Consider the following 19,740-nt stretch of genomic DNA (forward strand, 5'->3'; position numbering starts at 1 on the left):
CGTGCCCGAAGGTGAAGCGTGGTGCCGCGTATGTCCGTTGTGTGCCCGGCCGACGCGGGTGCTGCCGCCGACCGGGCGCTGCCCCGGCTGCCGGGAGCGGCTGGGCGCCGGTGCGTGGACGGTCGAGGCGGCTGCCGCGGCCGTCGCCGTCGCGGTGGCGTGCGCGGCGGCGGCGACGGCCGCGGCGGCCGCGGCGCTGGCCTGGGCGGCCGGACTCGGCGTGGTCCTCGCCTTCGTCGACGGCCGGGTGCGCCGGCTGCCGTACCAGCTGACGCTGCCACTGGCCGCCGGGCTCGCGGTGCTGCTGGCGGTGCCCGCGGTGACCGAGGGCCGGCCGGGGGTGCTGGTGCGCTGCCTGCTGGTGGCGCTCGCGGCCGGGGCGCTGTTCGAACTGCCGGTCTGGCTGGGTCTGATGGGCCCGGGGGACTCCCCGCTGGCGTTCGCCCTGGGCGGCCTGCTCGGCTGGTACGGCTGGGGCGTGGCGTTCAGCGGGCTGTTCTTCACCGTCCTGCTGGCCGGCCTGTGGGCGATCCTGCGGGCCGCCGCGGCACTCGCGCGCCGCCGTCCGGTACGCGGACTCGACGTCCCGGTGGGCCCGTTCCTGCTGCTCGGCACCCTGCTCGCGGTGCTGGCCCGCTGAGCGGACGCCCGGCCTGAGCGCACGGACGGGGCCCGCCGTACCGCGACCGGTGGACGGGCCCCGCCGCCGGCGCGCGAGCCCCACCCTCAAGGAGCGGCGCGCCGCGGGGAGTTACGGCATCTTGTGGACGAACGGGCCGACGGCGTCGGAGAACGCGTTGCCGTTGTTGGCGTCCCAGTTGGTGGACCAGGTCATCGCGCCGCGGATGGTCGGCCACTTGGCCGGCGGGACGAAGCTGCCGCAGTTGTTGCCGGTGGCCAGGCAGTCGAGCGCGTCGTTCACCACCGACGGGTCGACGTAGCCGCCGCCGGCCGCCTTGCCGGAGGCGGGGACGCCGATGCCGACCTGGTCGGGCCGCAGGCCGCCCCGGATGTGGGTGCAGACCTGCGAGGTGATGAAGTCGATCGTGCCCTGGTTGTAGACCTTGCCGTCGCAGCCGTTCATGCCGCCCGAGTTGTAGAACTGGGTGTTGACGACGGTGAGGATGTCCTTGGTGCCCAGCGCCAGCTGGAAGTACGCGCCCTGGGTGCTGTACATCCCGATCGTCTCCGGCGCCATGGTCAGGACGAAGCCGGGGCCGGCCTTGGCCTGCAGGGCGTGCAGCGCGTCGCCGAGCGGGCCGGGCTGGACGCCGTTCTCCAGGTCGACGTCGATGCCGTCGAAGCCGTAGTCCTTGATGATCGAGTAGGCACTGCTGGCGAACGCGTCGCCGGCGGCCGCGTCGCCGACGGTGATCGCGCCGTTCTGGCCGCCGATGGACAGCACGACCTTCTTGCCGGCCGCCTGCTTGGCCTTGATGTCGGCGCGGAACTGTGCGTCGGTGTAGCCGCCGAGGGCCTTGGACAGGCCCGGGTCCAGGGTGAAGCCGATCGCGCCGGTCCGGGTCGGCACGGCGTCGGCGAAGGAGACCGCGATGATGTCGTAGGCGCTCTGGACGTCGCCCAGGCGCTGCGGGGTCGAGCCGTTGTCGAAGTTCTGCCAGTAGCCGGTGACGGCGTGTGCGGGCAGGCCGGTGGCGGGCGGGGTGGTCGGCGGGGTGGTCGGGGTCGCGGTGGCCGTCGGCGTGGCCGTGGGGGGCGGTGTGGCGGTGGCCGTCGGGGTTGCGGTCGGTGTGGCGGTGGCCGTCGCGGTCGGGCTCGGCGCCGGGGTGCCGCCCGGGCCGACCAGGCTCACGTCGTCGGCGAGGTAGGCGCCCTGGCCGTACCAGCCGTGCAGGTACAGCGTGATGCTGGTGGCGTTCGGGCCGGTGGTGAAGGTGGTCGCGAGCTGGTTCCAGCTCGTCTGGTCGGACCACGCGCTCGGGTCGGTGGCGCCGGTGCCGCGCGCGCCGAGGTAGACGTACGGGCCCTGGACCCAGGCGCTCAGCGAGTAGCTGGTGTCGGGCAGCACGCTGACGGTCTGGGTGCACTCGGCGGTGTCCGCCGCGCCCGGCGCGGCCCGGAGCGCGCCGCTGCCGGAGTGGACCGGGCCGGAGACGGCCGCGGCGGTGCCGGTGCAGGTCCAGCCGGCGAGCCCGTTCTCGAAGCCGCCGTTGGTGACGAGGTCGCCGCCGGCCGCGCTCGCGCCGCCGGCGAAGAGCGCGAGGCCGGTGCCGGCCAGCGCGAGGGCGGTCGCACCGGCGGCGAGGGCCGGGAGGGGGGTGCGCCGGCGCTGGTGCGCTGGCTGGTACGGCGTACGGGCCATGGGGTGACGCTCCTGGGGGAGGAGCGGCCGCCGCGGTGGGGGTCGCGGCGGCCGCGTGTGGGGGAGGGGAGGTCCGCAGTCATGCCGGAGGGGCGGGGCCGGGACCGTCGCGTCGATCCCGTTCCGTCCCGAATCACAAGCTGGACTAGACCATTGCCGGCCGTCAAGCACCGGAAGGCCGGCTTACGGGTCCCTTAAGGAACCGGAGACCGTTCCGTAGCCGTCGCCGCGGGCCCGCCCGGCACCCTCGGCGCACCGTCCGACACGCCGCGTCGCGACAGACTTCGTACAGGACCGTGACCAGACCGCTACCTGCGGCTTTACCGGTCGCCTGCGCGCCGGAGTAGGCTGCGCCGGGGTGGTGACGCACCTGTCGAAATGAGCACGGAGGGGCCGACAACATGGGTCTGCGCGATGTCGTGGAACGCACGCCGGGGCTGCGCACCCTGCTGCACGGTGTGTACGGGCTCTACGGCCGCCGGGTCGAGGTCCACCTCGGCCGCACCCCCCACCACATCGGCGTGATCCTCGACGGCAACCGCCGGTGGGCCAAGGCCGCCGGCGGCTCCACCGCGTACGGCCACCAGCGCGGCGCCGACAAGATCAGCGAGTTCCTCGGCTGGTGCGACGAGACCCACGTCAAGGTCGTCACCCTCTGGATGCTCTCCACCGACAACCTCGACCGGCCCGCCGACGAGCTCGTCCCGCTGCTCGGGATCATCGAGGACGCCGTCACCGGTCTCGCCGCCGCCCGCCGCTGGAAGGTGCACCCGGTCGGCGCGCTGGACCTGCTCCCGCAGCACACCGCCGACGTGCTCAAGCGCGCCGCCGAGGAGACCGCCGGGATCGACGGCATCACCGTCAACGTCGCGGTCGGCTACGGCGGCCGGCACGAGATCACCGACGCCGTCCGCTCGCTGCTCCAGGAACACGCCGAGCGCGGCACCTCGATCGAGGAGCTGGCCGGGATCCTGGACGTCGAGCACATCGCGGAGCACCTCTACACCCGCAACCAGCCCGACCCGGACCTGATCATCCGCACCTCGGGCGAGCAGCGGCTGTCCGGCTTCCTGCTCTGGCAGAGCGCGCACAGCGAGTTCTACTTCTGCGAGGCGTACTGGCCGGCCTTCCGCAAGGTCGACTTCCTGCGCGCGCTGCGCGCGTTCGAGCAGCGGCACCGGCGCCTGGGCCTGTAGGCCCCGACCGATCCCGACCAGCCCCGACTGACCCCCCGTCGGGGTGGCCTACCCGGCCGCCGCGCGAGGCCAAACGTTCACCGGCAATGATCCGTCAGTTCTCCGGGGACGCGAATGCACCGCCCCTCGCCTGGGAATACTCCAGTCAGTCCGGTCCCGGGGCCATCGGGGCAGCGGGGCCGGTTTGCCGCGGATGACGCAGGGTCATCCGCTCTGGAGGCCTAGTGGTCAGTTCCAAGAGCCGCCGGACACCAGACCGGCGCACGTACGTTCTCGACACCAGCGTGCTCCTGGCGGACCCTCTCGCCATGACCCGCTTCGAGGAGCACGAGGTCGTCCTCCCGGTGGTCGTCGTCACCGAGCTGGAGGCCAAGCGCCACCACCCCGAGCTGGGCTACTTCGCCCGCCAGGCGCTGCGGCTGCTCGACGACTACCGCATCCGCCACGGCCGGCTCGACGAGCCGATCCCGGTCGGCGAGCTCGGCGGGACCATCCGGGTCGAGCTCAACCACTCCGACCTGTCGATACTCCCGGTCGGCTACCGGGCCGGGGGCGGCGAGGCGGACACCCGGATCCTCGCGGTCGCCCGCAACCTGCAGGCCGAGGGCTACGACGTCACCGTCGTGTCCAAGGACCTGCCGCTGCGGATCAAGGCCAGCTCGGTGGGCCTGCTCGCGGAGGAGTACCGGGCCGAGCTCGCGATCACCTCCGGCTGGACGGGCATGTCCGAGCTGCACGTCGGGGCCGACGAGGTGGACGCACTGTTCGCGGCCGGCCACGACGTCGCGGTGGACATCGAGGGGGCCGCCGAACTGCCCGTCCACACCGGGCTGGTGCTCACCTCGGAGCGCGGCCGGGCGCTCGGCCGGGTGACCGGCGACGGCCGGGTCCGGCTGGTGCGCGGCGAGCGGGAGGCGTTCGGCCTGCGCGGGCGCAGCGCCGAGCAGCGGGTGGCGCTGGACCTGCTGCTCGACCCGGACGTCGGCATCGTCTCGATGGGCGGCCGGGCCGGCACGGGCAAGTCCGCGCTGGCGCTCTGCGCGGGGCTGGAAGCGGTGCTGGAGCGGAGGCAGCATCGCAAGGTGATGGTCTTCCGGCCGCTGTACGCGGTCGGCGGACAGGAGCTCGGCTACCTGCCGGGGTCCGAGACGGAGAAGATGAGCCCCTGGGCGCAGGCGGTCTTCGACACCCTCTCCGCCGTCACCACCCCGGACGTGATCGAGGAGGTCATCGCGCGGGGGATGCTGGAGGTCCTGCCGCTCACCCACATCCGGGGGCGCTCGCTGCACGACGCCTTCGTGATCGTGGACGAGGCGCAGTCGCTGGAACGGAACGTCCTGCTGACGGTGCTGTCCCGGATCGGCCAGGGCTCGCGGGTGGTCCTCACCCACGACGTGGCGCAGCGGGACAACCTCCGGGTGGGCCGGTACGACGGTGTGGTGGCGGTGGTGGAGAAGCTGAAGGGGCATCCGCTGTTCGCGCACATCACCCTCACCCGCTCGGAGCGTTCGCCGATCGCGGCGCTGGTCACGGAGATGCTGGAGGACATTAGCCCGTGATCCTCTCCTGACCGGGGCATAGTGGGACAATTCGGTCAACTCGGGGTGTGGGGCCCGCTCCTGACGGAGCGGGCCCCGTCCGTTTCGTCGCATCGAGTTCCGGTCTGTCCGGAGAACTTCCGTGCGGTGAATGTGACATGCGCCACGCAGGTGGGAATTGCGTCGAGCGCGCCCGGTGCGGCATGGTGAGGGTTCTGTCAGGCCCCGCGTACGGCGCGGCAGGGTTTCCGGGTGACCGGAGTCCGGCCCGGAAGGTCCACCAACTCCGGTTGGTGGACGCACAATTGAAGACCGAAGAGCCGTACGCCGCCCGATTCCAACGCCCGGTCGCCTCACCTCGGCCGGACGCCGGGCCAGCACCTCCCGTGACCAGAGCACCGTGCGGAGGTCCGTGCCAAGGGGCATGTTGCGCCCGTACGGTCACGCGTGGGCGATGCTGGAAGGAATCCATGTGACTCGGATCTCGGTCCGGGGAGTCGCTGTGGCCTCCGCCACCGCCGTCACCGCTGTCGGTGCCGTCGTGGGCGTGGCCTCGGGCAGCGAGGGCAAGACCACGCAGACGGTCGATGTCGCCGGCGCGACCCTGCTTGCCGAAGTCCCCTCTGGCGTCCAGGCGCAGACCGTCAGTGACAACATCGGCCAGCAGGCATCCGCCCAGCAGGCCTCCGCCGACGCGGCCGCCAAGGCCGCCGCGGAGCAGAAGGCCGCCGAGGAGGCCGCGCGCCAGAAGGCCGCCGCCGACGCCCAGGCGAAGGCCGACGCGCAGGCCAAGGCCGACGCCGCCGCCAAGGCCGCCGCGGACGCTCAGGCGAAGCGGCAGGCCGACGAGGCCGCCAACCGCTCCAAGGCCCGCTCGGCCCTGGCCGCCACCGACAACAGCGCGCCGCCCGTCTCGGTCAGCCCGGGCTCGGTGCAGGACCTCGCGCGGCAGATCGTCGGCAACGACACCCAGTTCCAGTGCTTCAGCCAGATCGTGAAGCGCGAGAGCGGCTGGGACTACACCGCGACCAACAAGGGCTCCGGCGCCTACGGCCTGGTCCAGGCGCTGCCCGGCTCCAAGATGGCCTCGGCCGGTGCCGACTGGCGCACCAACCCGGCGACCCAGATCCAGTGGGGCCTCGGCTACATGAACGACCGCTACGGCAGCCCCTGTGGCGCCTGGTCGTTCTGGCAGGCCCACAGCTGGTACTAGGAGCCACCGCCACTCCGGCGGACTCCACGCACGGCCACGGCCCCCGGCCGCTCACCCGCTGAGCGGCCGGGGGCCGTCTCGTCGCGACCTCCGCCGGAGCGGGCGGGCCGCGCCGCCCGGGCCGCGCTGACCAATGCGCTCACGGGCGGTGCGGTCCTGGTTGCGGACGCGGGGCGCGGGAAGGGGTCCTGGTTTGCTCCCTGCGCCAGCCGGTCCGCCGGCGGATGGCTGCGGGGCCGCTCCGGCTTCGGGGTCTCGCTCCGACTCCTCCCCAGCGCCGGGCATCCGAAACCTCACGTTCCGTCCACTTTTGACACGATTCGCGGGCGCGGCCCGCGTGTTCGAACCGGTTCTGATCGGGTCGAACCCACCGGGCGGCCGGACTCGTCGCGCCCCGGGCGGGTAGCGTCATCCCTGACGGCCGTGGCGCGACGCACGGCGTACCGCCGGGCGACGGCGGACCGGCACGGGAGCGGTGGTAGCGAGGATGGCGCGGGGCGGGAAGGCCTTCAAGGCCGTGGCCAAGGGCATGGCCGTGGTGGCGAGCGCGGCCGCCGTGATCGAACGGCGCCGGCGCGCCGCGATGGCGGCCGACCCGCACGACGCCGCCGCGGTCCCGGACGCCCTGCCGAGTGCCGTCCAGGGTGGCGCGTCGGCGCCGGCCGAGGCGGCGCCACCCGCAACCGCCGGACCGCTGCCCGTCCCACGCACCGACTCCGCCCCGGCCCCGGTGGCGCCGGCCGCGCCCACGCCCGCCGCGCAGGGCGCCCACCCCCGGGAGTACCACCCCGGCCGGCCCGCCTCGCCCGTCGAGGCCGTGCCCTGGGGCCTGCGGGTGGCCGCCGAGTCCACCTGGCGGCTGCTGCTGCTCGGCGCCGCGCTCTACGTCGTCTTCTACGTCGTCGACATGCTGCGGCTGGTCGCCTTCTCGGTGCTGGCCTCGCTGCTGATCTCCGCATTGCTGGAGCCCTCGGTCTCCTGGCTGCGCCGCCACGGCGTGCCGCGCTCGCTCGCGGCCGTCGGGGTGTTCCTGAGCGGCCTGGCCGGGATCGGGCTGGTCGGCTGGTTCGTGGTGTGGCAAGTCAGCACCAACCTGCCGGACGTCACCAACCAGGTGCAGAAGGGTGTCATCCAGCTGCGCGACTGGCTGATCGACGGCCCGTTCCACCTGACCCAGCAGCAGATCACCGACTTCGCCAACCAGATCACCAAGGCGATCACCACCAACACGGACCAGATCACCTCGGCCTCGCTCACCACCGCCCAGATCGCCGTCGAGGTGCTGACCGCGGTGCTGATGACCTTCTTCACCACGTTCTTCTTCATCTACGACGGCCAGAAGATCTGGAACTGGGCGCTGCGCGGGCTGCCCCGGCACTCCCGCTTCGCGATGGCCGGGGCCGGGCCGAAGGCCTGGACGACGCTCACCGCGTACGTGCGCGGCACCGTGTGCGTGGCGTTCATCGACGCGGCCTGCATCGGCATCGGGATCGACCTGCTGGGCGTGCCGATGGCGATGCCGCTGGCCGTGATCATCTTCCTGGGCGCCTTCGTACCGCTGGTCGGCGCGCTCGTCACGGGTACCGCGGCCGTCCTGATCGCACTGGTCACCCAGGGCCCGTGGACGGCGCTGATGGTGCTGGTCGTGCTCGTCGCGGTGATGCAGATCGAGAGCCACGTGCTCCAGCCGCTGATCCTCGGGCGGGCCGTGCGGGTCCACCCGCTGGGCGTCGTCCTCGGCGTCGCGGCGGGCGGCATCATCGGCGGCATCGGCGGCGCGGTCGTGGCCGTCCCGCTGATCGCCGTCACCAACACCGTCGTCGCGCACCTGCGCCGGCGCAACGAGGCCGGCCAGGCCGTCTTCACCGCGTTGGAGAACGCCCGCGAGGCAGCCGAGCGCACCGCCGCCGCTCCGGCGGCGGCCCCCGCCCCGGCCGCGGACTGAACGGCGGAAGGTCCCCGCCGGACAGCTGTCCGGCGGGGACCTTCCCGTGCGTGTGTCCGTCAGGCGTTGGCGGCGATGGCGGCCTCGGAGTCGAGGACGCCGGCCACGGCCTGGACGACGGCGGCGATCTTCATCGAGGCCTGGATGACCTCGCGCTCGACACCGGCCTTGCGCAGCACGGCCTCGTGCGAGTCGAGGCACTGGCCGCAGCCGTTGATGGCCGAGACGGCGAAGCACCAGAGCTCGAAGTCGGCCTTCTCGACGCCCGGAGTGCCGATGATGTTCATCCGCAGACCGGCCCGCATGCTGCTGTACTCCTTGTCGGAGAGCAGGTGCAGCGTCCGGTAGTAGACGTTGTTCATCCCCATGATGGCCGCGGCGCCCTTGGCGGCGTTGTACGCCTCCGGGGAGAGGTTGGCCTTGGCCTCGGGCTCCAGCTCGCGCAGCACGGCGGCGCTGCGGGTGGCCATCGCGCACGAGAGGACGGTGCCCCACAGCTGCTGGGCGGGGAGGTCGGAGTTGCCGATGACCGAGCCCAGGTTGAGCTTGAGGTCCTTGGCGTAGTCCGGGAGGGCGGACTTCAGGTCGTCGAGGGCCATGGGTCAGCCCGCCAGCAGGGCCTGGGCGTCGAGGGTGTCCTCGCCCTTGTTCCAGTTGCAGGGGCACAGCTCGTCGGTCTGCAGGGCGTCCAGCACGCGCAGGACCTCCTTCGGGTTACGGCCGACGGAGCCGGCGGTCACCATGACGAACTGGATCTCGTTGTTCGGGTCGACGATGAACACCGCGCGCTGGGCGGTGCCGTCGGCGCCCTCGACGCCGCAGGCCTGCATGAGCTCGTGCTTGACGTCGGCCAGCATCGGGAAGGGCAGGTCGCGCAGGTCCTTGTGGTCCTTGCGCCAGGCGTGGTGCACGAACTCGGAGTCGCCCGAGACACCCAGGATCTGGGCGTCGCGGTCGGCGAACTCGTCGTTCAGCTTGCCGAACGCGGCGATCTCGGTCGGGCAGACGAAGGTGAAGTCCATCGGCCAGAAGAAGACGATCTTCCACTTGCCCTCGTAGGACTTGTGGTTGATGTCGGCGAAGGCGTTCGCGGCGTCCAGGTCGACACAGGCCTTGAGGTCGAACTCGGGGAACTTGTCACCGATCGTGAGCACGTTCGCTTCTCCTGAAGTGAGACTGCGGGGAGTTTGTCCGGATTGCGGACACGACTCCACGATTCCACATCGTGGACTGATCAGGGAAATAGCTACACTCGATGTGTCTGATCGGAGAGAGCTATCAATACCCAGTCCGCCGCCGCCCGCAGCACCCGCACGCCCACGGTCGCCCAGCTCAGGGCGTTCGTCGCGGTCGCCGAGCACAGGCACTTCCGCGAGGCGGCCGCCGCCACCGGCACGAGCCAGCCCGCCCTCTCGGGGGCGGTCGCGGCGCTGGAGGAGTCGCTGGGCGCGCAGCTCATCGAGCGTACGACGCGCAAGGTGATCGTGACGCCGCTGGGGGAGCGGGTGCACGAGCACGCCCGCCGGGTGCTCGCGTCGCTCCAGGCGCTCACCGAGGAGGTCGAGGCCGCGCGCCGCCCGTTCACCGGGCCGCTGCACCTCGGTGTCATCCCGACCGTCGCGCCCTACCTGCTGCCCACCGTGCTGCGGCTGGTCCGCGACCGCTACCCCGAGCTGGAGCTGCGCGTCCACGAGGAGCGCACGCCCTCGCTGCTGGAGGGGCTGGCCGCCGGGCGGCTGGACGTGCTGCTGCTCGCGCTCCCGGCCGGCGGCACCTCGCCGACCCGGGACATCCCGCTGTTCGACGAGGACTTCGTCCTGCTGACCCCGCCCGGACACCCGCTCGCCGGGCGGGTCGACGTCCCGCGCGACGTGCTGCTCGACCTGGACGTGCTGCTGCTGGAGGAGGGCCACTGCCTGCGCGACCAGGCCCTCGACATCTGCCGCGAGGTCGGCGTCGACCCGGCCGGGTCGACCACCCGGGCGGCCGGACTGTCCACGCTGGTCCAGCTCGTCGCCGGGGGCCTCGGGGTGACGCTGCTGCCCGCGACAGCCCTGGACGTCGAGGCGGGCCGCGCCGACCGGCTCGCCGCCGTCCGCTTCGCCGCCCCCGCGCCCGGCCGCCGCATCGGCCTGGCCGCCCGCCCGGGCTCGGCCCGCAGCGCAGAGTACGACCGCTTCGCCGCCTCGCTGCGCGAGGTCCTGGCCGAACTCCCGGTCCGGATCGTCACCTAGGGCCCGTGGCGGTCTGTGCGGGTTCGCCGAGGCAGAGCCCGACCGTCGTCGCGACCAGCAGGTCCAGTGCCCGCACGGTGTCCGCGTCCGGCTCCGCGCCGGGGGCGCCCAGCGTGAGGTGGCGCGCCGTCAGGCCGTCGAAACCGCTGAGGAAGTGGACGGCGATCTCGCGCGCCGGCGTCGGCAGGGTCAGGCCGTGCGCCGCCGCGAGGGCGGTGAGCATCTCGGCCGCCGTGCCCTCGACCTCGCGCTGGAGCGCGAGCATGATCTCCTGCAGGTCCGGGTCGCGCATCGCCAGCGCCCCGAACTCGCTGAGCAGCACGCAGCGTCCGTCCTCGCCGGTGGCGGCGTCCCAGAGCGCGTGCACCAGCGTGCGGACCTGTTCGCCGAACGGGCCGTCGCCGGGGGAGGCGGCCCGGACCTGGCCGATGAAGTCGGCGGTCAGCTGCTCGACGACGGCCCGGTAGAGGTCCTTCTTGGTGCCGAAGGTGTAGTGCACCGTCGCCTGGGCCACGCCGAGTTCGGCCGCGATCGCCCGGGTGCTGCCGGCCGCGACCCCCTCGCGGCTCATCAGGTCGAGGGCCGCCTGGACCAGCTGGGGCCGGCGTTCTGCGGCGGGGACGTGTGCCATCCAGCCAGGGTATCGCCATGGTCGGCCAACCGCGTCGAACGAATGTGTCGATCGCTCGTGTCGCTCGACTTTGTCATCCGACAAAGTCGAGCGTACGGTGGATCGAGACCTGGTCAGGCACCCGCCTGCCCGACGACCGGACCGAAGGGTCAGCCATGGCCACGTACCTGTACCGACTCGGCCGTTACTGCTTCCGGCGCAGGCGGGCCGTCCTCGCCGTCTGGATCGCCGTGCTGGTCGCCGTCGGCGGCGCCGCGGGGGCGTTCGCGGGCAAGACCAGCAACGAGTTCAAGGTCCCCGGCACCGAGGCGCAGGCCACCCTGGACCGGATCAAGGGCACCTTCCCGCAGCAGGGCCACGGCTCCGCGCAGATCGTCTTCGCCGCCCCGGCGGCCGACGGCGTCAAGGCGCCCGAGGCGGGCCGGGCGGTCAGCGAGGCCGTCCGCCGGATCGCCGCCGTGCCCGGCGTGGCCGCCGCGCCCGACCCGTACGCCACCGGCGCGGTCTCACCGGACGGCAGGGTCGCGATCGCGCTGGTCTCCTTCGACCGCAAGCCGGCCGACATCACCGACCAGCAGCGCGACGCCGTGCGGGCCGCCGCCCGACCGGCCCGCGCGGCCGGGCTGGACGTCGCCTTCGGCGGCGACGCGTACAACAGGACGGCCCAGGTCGACGGCGGCGAGGCGGTCGGCCTCGCGGTCGCCGGCGTGGTGCTGGTGATCACCCTCGGCTCGCTGGTCGCCGCCGGTCTGCCACTGCTCACCGCGCTGGTCGGCATCGGTGCGGCGATGGCCGGACTGCTCGCGCTCACCGGCTCGTTCGAGATCATCACCACCGCGCCCGTGCTGGCGCTCATGGTCGGCCTCGCGGTCGGCATCGACTACGCGCTGTTCATCCTCTCCCGGCACCGCCGCCACCTGGACGAGGGCCTGGAGCCCCAGGAGGCCGCCGCCCGCGCCACCGCGACCGCCGGCAGCGCCGTGGTGTTCGCGGGCCTGACCGTCGTCGTGGCCCTCGCCGGGCTCGCCGTCGCGGGCGTCCCGTTCCTCACCGTGATGGGTCTCGCCGCCTCCGGTGCCGTCGTCGTGGCGGTCCTGGTCGCGATCACGCTGCTGCCCGCGCTGCTCGGCTTCGCCAGCCGCGGGATCGACCGGCTGCCGCTCCGGCGGCGGGCCGTGCGCACGGGCGGCGGGACCACGATGGGCGAGCGCTGGGCCACGTTCGTCGTGCGCCGCCCGCTGCCCGTCCTGCTCGTCGGCCTGGCCGGCCTCGGCGCCCTCGCGGTGCCCGCCGCGAGCCTCGACCTCGGCTTGCCGGGCGGCGGTTCGCAGGCTGCGGGGACGGACGCGCGCAAGGCGTACGACCTGGTGAGCGAGAGCTTCGGGCCCGGCTTCAACGCGCCGCTCGTCGTGGTCGTGGACGCCCAGGGCGCGCCGCAGCCCGAACAGGCGGTGCAGGGCGTGTCGGCGAAGCTGCAGACGCTGAAGGGCGTGCGCACACTGCTGCCGCCGACCGTCGACCACGCCGGCGGGACGGCCCTGCTGACCGTCATCCCGCAGACCGGGCCCGACGACGAGGACACCAGGGCGCTCGTCAACGAGATCCGCGGCCAGCGCGCGGAGTTGAGGGCCTCGACCGGCGCCGGCATCGCCGTCACCGGCACCACGGCCGCCAACATCGACGTCTCGACCAAGCTCGGCCAGGCGCTGCCGCCGTTCCTCGCGGTCATCGTCGGCATCGCGATGGTCCTGCTGGCACTGGCGTTCCGCTCGGTGCTCGTCCCGCTCAAGGCGGTGGCCGGGTTCCTGCTCAGCATCACGGCCTCGCTCGGCGCGGTGGTCGCGGTCTACCAGTGGGGCTGGCTGGACGGTCTGATCGACGTGCCGAAGGTCGGCCCGGTGGTGAGCTTCGTGCCGATCCTGCTGATCGGGGTGCTGTTCGGGCTGGCGATGGACTACGAGCTCTTCCTCGTCTCCGGGATGAAGGAGCAGCACGTCCACGGCATGGCGCCGCGCGAGGCCGTGGTGGCCGGGGTGCGGGGCGGCGCCCGGGTGGTGACGGCGGCCGCGCTGATCATGGTGTCGGTGTTCGGCTCGTTCGTCTTCGGCCACGACCCGATCGTCCAGCCGATCGGCTTCGCCCTCGCGGTGGGCGTGCTGGTGGACGCCTTCGTGGTGCGGATGGCGCTGGTGCCGGCCGCGATGGCGCTGTTCGGCAGGGCCGCGTGGTGGTTCCCGGAGCGGTTGGAGAGGGTCGTGCCGCGGGTGGACATGGAGGGCGGGCAGCTGATCGCGCGGCTGGAGCGGGAGCCGGAGGTGACGAAGGAGCCGGCCGGGGTCTGAGCGGCTCCACGGAGTGTGCCCGGCGGGAGGAGGGCCCGCCGGGCAGACCCGCCATGACGCGCTACCGGGTCGGCCGGGGCATCACTGCGGCAGACGTTGCTCGAACCAGACCACCTTGCCGGTGCCCAGCCGGGTCGCTCCCCAGCGGTCGGCGCACCTGGCCACGATCTGCAGCCCGCGCCCCCGTTCCTCCTCCGGCCCGGTCCGGCGCGGCCGGGGCAGCAGTGGGCTGTCGTCGCCGACCTCGCAGCGCAGCCGGGAGGTGCGCACCAGGCTCAGGGTGACCGGACGGGTCGCGTGCTGGACGGCGTTGGTGACCAGCTCGCTGACCATCAGCTCGGTCGCCTCGCTGAGCTCGCCGAGCCCCCACCGGCGCAGCGTGTGCGCGGCCAGCCGGCGGGCCCGGCCCGGCGTCTCGTTGCGCGGCTGGAGGTACCAGTGCGCGACGTCCCCGGCCGGGATGCCGTCGAAGCACGCGCCGAGCAGGGCGATGTCGTCGCCGCGGTCGCCCAGCGGCAGGATCCGCAGCGCCTCCTGGCACAGCTGCTCGGGGGCGCGCCAGGAGGCGCCGGCGATCCTGGCGCGGAGCAGTTCGAGGCCGTCGCTGAGCGGGCGGCTGCGGGTCTCCACCAGGCCGTCGGTGAACAGCAGCAGGGCCGAACCGGGCGGGGCGGGCAGCTCGACGGAGTTGAAGTCGACCCCGCCGACGCCGATCGGCGCCCCGGAGTCCAGCTCCACCAACTCGGCCGTCCCGTCCGGCCGGACGAGCACCGGCGGGACGTGCCCGGCGTTGGCGAGGACCACGCGGTTGGCGATCGGGTCGTACACCGCGTAGACGCAGGTCGCCAGGTGCTGCTCGCGGCCGAGCCGCTGGGCCTGCTCGTCCAGGTGGTACAGCACCTCGTGCGGCGGCAGGTCGAGCGCGGCCAAGGTCTGTGCGCTGGTGCGGAGTTGGCCCATGATGGCGGCCGAGGTCAGCGAGTGGCCCATGACGTCGCCGACGATCAGGGCGACCCGGTTGCCGGGCAGCGGCACCGCGTCGTACCAGTCGCCGCCGACCTGGGCGCCGCGCTCGCCGGGCAGGTAGCGCTGGGCGATCCGCACCCCGTGCGGCTGCGGCAGGCGCAACGGCAGCATGCTGCGCTGGAGTTCGTTGGCTATCTCCCACTCGCGGGCGTACCGCAGCGCGGTGTCGACGGCCAGTCCGGCCTGGGTGGCGAGGTGGGCGGCGGTCGCGGTGTCGGCGGCGTCGAACGCCGGGCGGCCGGTGTGTTCAGGGGGCCGGCGGATCAGCACGAGCAGACCGAGCACCGCCTTGCGCCCGCGCAGCGGCAGCGCGAGGACGGAGGTGCCCGCGCCGAGCCGGGCCAGCCCGCGGGTGCCGTACAGCTCGCGCAGCAGCGTCCCGGTGCGCTCGGCGGCGGGCGTGCCGAGCACGGCGGCCTCGGCGGGGCGGCGGCTGAGCAGGACGTGCGCGAGGGCGCCGCCGCGGGTCACCGGGGTGGCGGGCCCGCCGTCGGCGTTCGAGCGGGTGCCGTAGCGGGAGCGGCGGCGGTCCTCCGCGCCGCTGGGGCGGCCGCGGCGCCCGATCCGGGTGCCGGTGCTGTAGTGGATCCGCAGCTCGTCGGGGAAGCCGGGTTCGCGCTCGACGTTGGGCAGCGGGTCGCGCAGGTGGACGACGGCGGCGTCGGCGAGGGCCGGGACCAGCACCCGGCCGACGTTGCGCAGCGTCGCGGCGAGGTCGAGGGCGCTGTTGATCCGCCGGGTCGCCGAGTCGAGCCAGGCGAGGCGGTCCGCGACGTCCTCGCGGCCGGGCGGTGCGGCCGGCGCGGGTTCACTGCGCGGCTGGGGGAGGGCAGGCGGCTGTCGGGCCTCGGTCTTGAGCTGGTCGCGCACGGCTGCCTGTCCTGGACTCGGGGTGGGCTCTGGGGTCTTCTGCTTGCTGGTCTCTTCCGCTGTCGCGGCGGTCGGTGCTCTCGGTGCTGACGGTGTCTTCGGGAACTGCTGCCGGGCGGTCAGCCGACGCGTCGACAGCAGAGGAACAATTGTTCCTCCGGCGGCAGCGAGGTACTGGCCGGCGCGTACGGGTGTCCCGAGCACTCCTCGACGGAGAAACCGGACGCCACCAGAACCCGTTCCAGATCCTCCCGCAGATACCCGCTGATCCGCAGCTCCCTGCCGAGGAACGGAAGCGGAACGTGATCCAGATCGGCCTCGACCATCCCGAGCGCCAGCAGCCCGCCCGGCCGCAGCAGGGCGTGCAACCGGCCGAGAACGGTCGGGATCTCGTCCTGAGGCAGCAGGATCAGCGAGAAGAACGCGGTGACGGCGGCGAACCCGCCCCGCCCGTCCGGCCCCAGCTCCGGGACGTTCCAGATCCGCCCGGCGCGGTCGGTGCCCAGGTCGTACAGGTCGATCCGGTGGAAGACGGGCGGGTGCGCCCCCGGGTGGCGCACGTCGGCGGCCAGTGCCAGCATCACGTCCGAGAGGTCCGTGCCGGTGACCCGCAGCCCGCCCGCGGTCAGCTGGCGGACCGTCGGCTCCCCGGTGCCGCAGCCGACGTCGAGCACCCGGGCCCCCGGCTCCAGCTCCGCCAGCAGCCGCCGCCCGCACGCGAGCTGCCCGTCCTTGGCCGGGAAGGCCTCGCCGTACCCGGCGCCGATCGTGTCGAAGGCGACCGCCTGCAACGCCCGTACGGCCCGGCGCCGCCGGGCGTCGGGCTCGTCGTCACCCGCGTCCTCGTCGACGGGGAACGGGTCCGATATCTGTCCGGTCGTCACGATAGAGAGGCACCCTTCCACCCTGGCCTCCGCCAGCCTGGCCGGCTGCTGCCCGTGGCGGTGCGTCATGCTCCCCGCTTCACACTGACGGCCTGCCGTGACACCTTGCCGGCAGACACTTGTGTGTACTGGCATCTGAGAATATGCGTGATCGCGCCGCCGTGGGGCCCCTTTCCGGCCAACTCGTCGTTCTTGGGCCGTTGTGGACCGGGTTGTGGAAGCACGACGGTGCGGGCCGGGGTGGTGCGCGCCGGCCCCGCACGCCGCACGGTGCGCGGGGGACGTAGGCGCTGACCTGCGATTCTCGCCGCTCCGCAGGCTGACAATCGGACGTTTATCGAACGTCAATCGGTCCAGTGCACAGTTGAGACCAGCGCCGGGGAAGCGTTGAGGGCGCTCCCGCAGCCGGGGGGCTGCGGGAGCGCCGACGCAACGCAGAACGGGGGAGGTGCTCCGCTGGGGGGCGGAGGCCTCACGGCGCGGGGGGAGAGGAAGAGACGGGCTCGGTGTGCTGCTGGGAGATGAGGTCCGCCACGGGGGAGGCCTCCGGCACACCGAGCCTCGTGAAGATCGCGTGCGCCTCACGCAGACACGCCAGCCCACGCGCCGGCTGCGCGAGTGCGAGCAACGCCTCGCCGAGCGCGGCGTTGGCGAGGCCCTGGCAGTAGGCGCCGTCCATTTCCTGCCCGATGGAGAGGGACTCCTCGGCCGCCTCGGCCGCCTCGGCGTGCTGGCCGGCGGCGAGCAGGGCGGAGGAGAGCCGGGCGAGGGTGTAGCCCTCGCGCAGCCGGTTCTGCTGGGACTGGTAGAGCTGGTGCGCTTCGCGCAGGTGTTCCACTGCCGTGGCCGGGGCGTCGGTCGACGAGAGGACGACGCCGAGCTGGTAGAGCGTGTCGGCGAGACAGGGGCCGTTCTTCGACGCGCGCGCGGTGCCGACGGCCTCGGTGACCGACCGTATGGCCGTCACGGTCTGCCCGAGTCCGAGCTGTGCCCGGGCGAGGTTCCCGAGGAGCCTGGCCTCGCTGATCGGAGCGCCCACCACACGGCTGATGGCGAGCGCCTGTTCGAGGAACGGCAGCGCCTCGTCCGCGCGGTTGGCCATGCTCAGGATGGCTCCCAGCGCGTTGGCCGCCATCGACCGCATGACCGACATGTCCTCACTGCCGTGAAGACCGAGGCTCCTGCGCAGGGACTGCTCCGCCCGCTGGAAGTCCCCGCCGATCGACTGGAGGGTGCCGAAGGCGAAGTGCACCCGGGCGAGGGCAGCGGAGTCCCCGTACGTGTCCGCGTTGCGCTCCGCGGTCTCCAGCATCCGGTGCATGCGCGGGCCGTGGGTCGGGTCCTCGACCAGGCTGTTGAGCACGATCAGCAGGTCGACGGCCGGCCGCAGGAGCTCGCTCGGGCCCGCGACGGCGGCCTCGACCGAGCTGAACAGGAGCGCGGTCTCGGCCCGCAGCCACTCCTGGGCGGCCAGGCCCGTGGGCAGTGATCGGCCCGGAGTGCCGATCGGGTTCAGCGGTTCCGGCAGCTGGTCGTCGGGCTCGATGGCCTGCGCCGAGATGCGGACCATGGGCAGCAGGAGGTCGAGCAGCCGGCGGACGGCGGCCTGCTGGTCCTCCGTGTCGCCCACGCGTTCGTTCTGCCGCTGGGCGTAGAGCCGGAGCAGGTCGTGGTACCGGTAGCGGCCGGGGGTGAAGCACTCCAGCATGTTGGCCTCGACGAGCGCCTCGGCGAGCCCTTCCGCCGTGTCCTCGTCCATGCCGAGCAGCGCGGCCGCCGCCGCCAAGGGGAAGTCGGGGGAATCGATCAACGAGAGCAGCCGGAAGGCCCGGGCCTCGGCGGGGGACAGCTGTCCGTAGCCGAGTCCGATCGTGGTCTCCACCGCGAGGTTGCCGAGCTGCAGCTCGTCCAGCCGACGCCGCTGATCGGCTAACCGCCGGGCGAGGTCCGAGACGCTCCACCGCGGCCGGCTGGCCAGCCGGGCCGCGGCGATCCGGACGGCGAGGGGCAGGAATCCGCACGCGGCCACGACGGCCATGGCGGCCTCCGGCTCGGCCGCCACCCGCTGTTCCCCGACGATGGCCGAGAAGAGCGCCAGCGCCTCATTGGGCGTGAGCTCCTCGACGTCCACCAGGTGGGCGCCGGGAATTCCGGCCAGCCGGGACCGGCTGGTGGCCAGCACGGCGCATCCGGACACGCCGGGAATGAGCGGACGGATCTGGTCGGCGTCCCGGGCGTTGTCCAGGAGGATCAGCATCCGCCGGCTGGCCAGCAGGGAGCGGTACAGGGCGGCGCGCTGTTCGAGCGAGTCCGGGTTCTCGGTGGCTCCGAGAGCGTGCAGGAAGTCGCCCAGGACCACGGCGGGATCGGCCGGCGAGGCACCTGCGCCGCGCAGGTCGACGTACAGCTGTCCGTCCGGGAACTCGGCCCGGACCCGGTGGGCCACGTGAACGGCGAGCGTCGTCTTCCCGACCCCGCCGATACCGGCCAGCGAGGTCACCACGACCGCTTGCCCGGTGGCGTTCATCAGGACCGCTGAGAGGTCGGTGACCAGCTCGGACCTTCCGCTGAAGTCCGACACGTCAGCGGGGAGCTGGGCCGGCGCCGCAGGCGCGGGCGGGCCGTCCTCGCGGACCGGGGCGACGGGGAGGGTGAGCGCCGGGTCGGCGGCGAGGATGCGCGAGTGCATGGCGGACAGGCCGGCACCGGGCTCGACCCCGAGCTCGTCGATGAGCAGTTTCCGGGTGTCGGTGTAGACGCCCAGGGACTCGGCCTGCCGGCCGCAGCGGTACAGGGCCAGCATCAGCAACTCGCGGAGCCGCTCGCGCAGCGGGTGTTCCGTGGTGAGCGAGTTCAGCTCACCCACCACCTCGGCGTGCAGCCCGATGTCGAGGGCCACCGCGCACATGTCCTCGGAGGCGGCGACCTGACGCTCGGCCAGCCGCAGCCGCTGCGCCTCCGCGTAGGGGCCGGGGACGCCGGTCAGCGGGCGCCCGCTGAACAGCCCGAGGGCGCGGACGAGGAGCCGGTGCGCCTCGTGGAGGTCGCCCGCGGCCCGGGCGGTGGCGGCCTCGGCGGAGAGGTTCTCGAAGACCGTCACGTCGAGCGCGTCGCCGGGGATGCGCAGGGCGTAGCCGTCGGCGACCGACACCAGCAGCTCGGCGGGCGCGCGGACCTCGCGGCGGGGTTCGATGACGGTGCGCAGGCGGGAGACGTACGTGCGCAGCGCGGCGACGGCCTGGGTCGGCGGGCGGTCCCCCCACAGGCCGTCGACGAGGTCCTGGGTGGTGACGGGGCGGCCGGAATGCAGCAGAAGGGCGGTCAGAATCGCCTGTTGCTGCGGGGAGCCGAGCGACAGGGGTTTCTCGTCGAGCCAGGCCTGGACAGGACCAAGGACCTGGAAGCGCAGCGCAGGCACAGGCGGCGTCTCCCGAAACTCCATGAAGTCCCCCGATGGCCTGTGGTGTCGATTCCGTGAAGGGCGCTCGGCGGTCCGCCGTGGTCGGTTCAGCTTAGGCGGACGGCCGACTCTGCCGGA

14 protein-coding genes are annotated in these 19,740 nt (G+C 73.3%); 7 read left to right on the top strand and 7 right to left on the bottom strand.

What is annotated here, in order from left to right:
• Positions 1-37: 37 nt before the first annotated feature.
• Entirely contained in the window at positions 38-640 is a 603-nt protein-coding gene (locus tag ACWCXH_RS02135; protein WP_449799397.1) for a prepilin peptidase, read from the top strand.
• A 111-nt stretch (positions 641-751) separates the two neighbouring features.
• Here ACWCXH_RS02135 and ACWCXH_RS02140 read toward each other — a convergent pair whose 3' ends face one another.
• Entirely contained in the window at positions 752-2,323 is a 1,572-nt protein-coding gene (locus ACWCXH_RS02140) for a chitinase (RefSeq protein WP_449799398.1), read from the bottom strand.
• Between the two features lie 401 nt (positions 2,324-2,724).
• On the opposite strand from ACWCXH_RS02140, the gene ACWCXH_RS02145 reads away from it, so the two are divergent.
• The 4 genes from ACWCXH_RS02145 to ACWCXH_RS02160 all read left to right on the top strand — a co-directional run bounded on the left by ACWCXH_RS02145 (position 2,725) and on the right by ACWCXH_RS02160 (position 8,215).
• Positions 2,725-3,519: an isoprenyl transferase gene (locus ACWCXH_RS02145; RefSeq protein WP_449799399.1), complete on the top strand. Its 795-nt coding sequence runs from the start codon at positions 2,725-2,727 to the stop codon at positions 3,517-3,519.
• Positions 3,520-3,743: 224 nt separating this feature from the next.
• Positions 3,744-5,078, top strand: coding sequence for a PhoH family protein (locus ACWCXH_RS02150; protein WP_449799400.1), 1,335 nt, complete (start codon positions 3,744-3,746; stop codon positions 5,076-5,078).
• A gap of 451 nt (positions 5,079-5,529) precedes the next feature.
• Positions 5,530-6,270 (top strand): aggregation-promoting factor C-terminal-like domain-containing protein, encoded by a 741-nt coding sequence (locus tag ACWCXH_RS02155; RefSeq protein WP_449799401.1) that lies wholly within the window; start codon positions 5,530-5,532, stop codon positions 6,268-6,270.
• A gap of 487 nt (positions 6,271-6,757) precedes the next feature.
• Positions 6,758-8,215 (top strand): AI-2E family transporter, encoded by a 1,458-nt coding sequence (locus tag ACWCXH_RS02160; RefSeq protein ID WP_449799402.1) that lies wholly within the window; start codon positions 6,758-6,760, stop codon positions 8,213-8,215.
• A gap of 59 nt (positions 8,216-8,274) precedes the next feature.
• Here the strand turns inward: ACWCXH_RS02160 and ACWCXH_RS02165 are convergent, their stop codons facing one another.
• Both ACWCXH_RS02165 and ACWCXH_RS02170 read right to left on the bottom strand, forming a co-directional pair.
• Entirely contained in the window at positions 8,275-8,814 is a 540-nt protein-coding gene (locus tag ACWCXH_RS02165) for an alkyl hydroperoxide reductase (RefSeq protein ID WP_449799403.1), read from the bottom strand.
• A gap of 3 nt (positions 8,815-8,817) precedes the next feature.
• Positions 8,818-9,369, bottom strand: coding sequence for a peroxiredoxin (locus tag ACWCXH_RS02170; protein ID WP_329927373.1), 552 nt, complete (start codon positions 9,367-9,369; stop codon positions 8,818-8,820).
• Positions 9,370-9,492: 123 nt separating this feature from the next.
• On the opposite strand from ACWCXH_RS02170, the gene ACWCXH_RS02175 reads away from it, so the two are divergent.
• A complete protein-coding gene (locus ACWCXH_RS02175; RefSeq protein WP_449799654.1) occupies positions 9,493-10,449 on the top strand; it encodes a LysR substrate-binding domain-containing protein in 957 nt (318 codons plus the stop codon).
• On the opposite strand, the gene ACWCXH_RS02180 is transcribed toward ACWCXH_RS02175, so the two are convergent.
• Complete coding sequence (locus ACWCXH_RS02180) at positions 10,442-11,080, bottom strand: TetR/AcrR family transcriptional regulator (RefSeq protein WP_449799404.1); 639 nt, start codon at positions 11,078-11,080, stop codon at positions 10,442-10,444. The two genes, ACWCXH_RS02175 and ACWCXH_RS02180, sit on opposite strands and share 8 nt — an antisense overlap.
• 155 nt (positions 11,081-11,235) lie before the next feature.
• Between ACWCXH_RS02180 and ACWCXH_RS02185 the strand changes: the two genes are divergently transcribed.
• Positions 11,236-13,422, top strand: coding sequence for an MMPL family transporter (locus ACWCXH_RS02185; protein ID WP_449799405.1), 2,187 nt, complete (start codon positions 11,236-11,238; stop codon positions 13,420-13,422).
• Between the two features lie 81 nt (positions 13,423-13,503).
• Here the strand turns inward: ACWCXH_RS02185 and ACWCXH_RS02190 are convergent, their stop codons facing one another.
• The 3 genes from ACWCXH_RS02190 to ACWCXH_RS02200 form a co-directional block, all read right to left on the bottom strand.
• Positions 13,504-15,318 carry a SpoIIE family protein phosphatase gene (locus ACWCXH_RS02190; RefSeq protein ID WP_449799406.1) on the bottom strand — a complete coding sequence of 605 codons (1,815 nt, stop codon included), beginning with the start codon at positions 15,316-15,318 and terminating at the stop codon, positions 13,504-13,506.
• A gap of 119 nt (positions 15,319-15,437) precedes the next feature.
• Positions 15,438-16,202: a class I SAM-dependent methyltransferase gene (locus ACWCXH_RS02195; RefSeq protein WP_449799407.1), complete on the bottom strand. Its 765-nt coding sequence runs from the start codon at positions 16,200-16,202 to the stop codon at positions 15,438-15,440.
• 472 nt (positions 16,203-16,674) lie between these two features.
• Positions 16,675-19,620 carry an AfsR/SARP family transcriptional regulator gene (locus tag ACWCXH_RS02200; RefSeq protein WP_449799408.1) on the bottom strand — a complete coding sequence of 982 codons (2,946 nt, stop codon included), beginning with the start codon at positions 19,618-19,620 and terminating at the stop codon, positions 16,675-16,677.
• Between the last annotated feature and the right edge of the window lie 120 nt (positions 19,621-19,740).

This window comes from Kitasatospora sp. NPDC001660, from assembly GCF_053596725.1.

Bases quoted from the DNA above. Each gene is read 5' to 3' on its own strand.
- ACWCXH_RS02140 (WP_449799398.1), bottom strand. From the start codon at position 2,323: ATGGCCCGTACGCCGTACCAGCCAGCGCACCAGCGCCGGCGCACCCCC.
- ACWCXH_RS02145 (WP_449799399.1), top strand. From the start codon at position 2,725: ATGGGTCTGCGCGATGTCGTGGAACGCACGCCGGGGCTGCGCACCCTG.
- ACWCXH_RS02160 (WP_449799402.1), top strand. From the start codon at position 6,758: ATGGCGCGGGGCGGGAAGGCCTTCAAGGCCGTGGCCAAGGGCATGGCC.
- ACWCXH_RS02165 (WP_449799403.1), bottom strand. From the start codon at position 8,814: ATGGCCCTCGACGACCTGAAGTCCGCCCTCCCGGACTACGCCAAGGAC.
- ACWCXH_RS02180 (WP_449799404.1), bottom strand. From the start codon at position 11,080: ATGGCACACGTCCCCGCCGCAGAACGCCGGCCCCAGCTGGTCCAGGCG.
- ACWCXH_RS02185 (WP_449799405.1), top strand. From the start codon at position 11,236: ATGGCCACGTACCTGTACCGACTCGGCCGTTACTGCTTCCGGCGCAGG.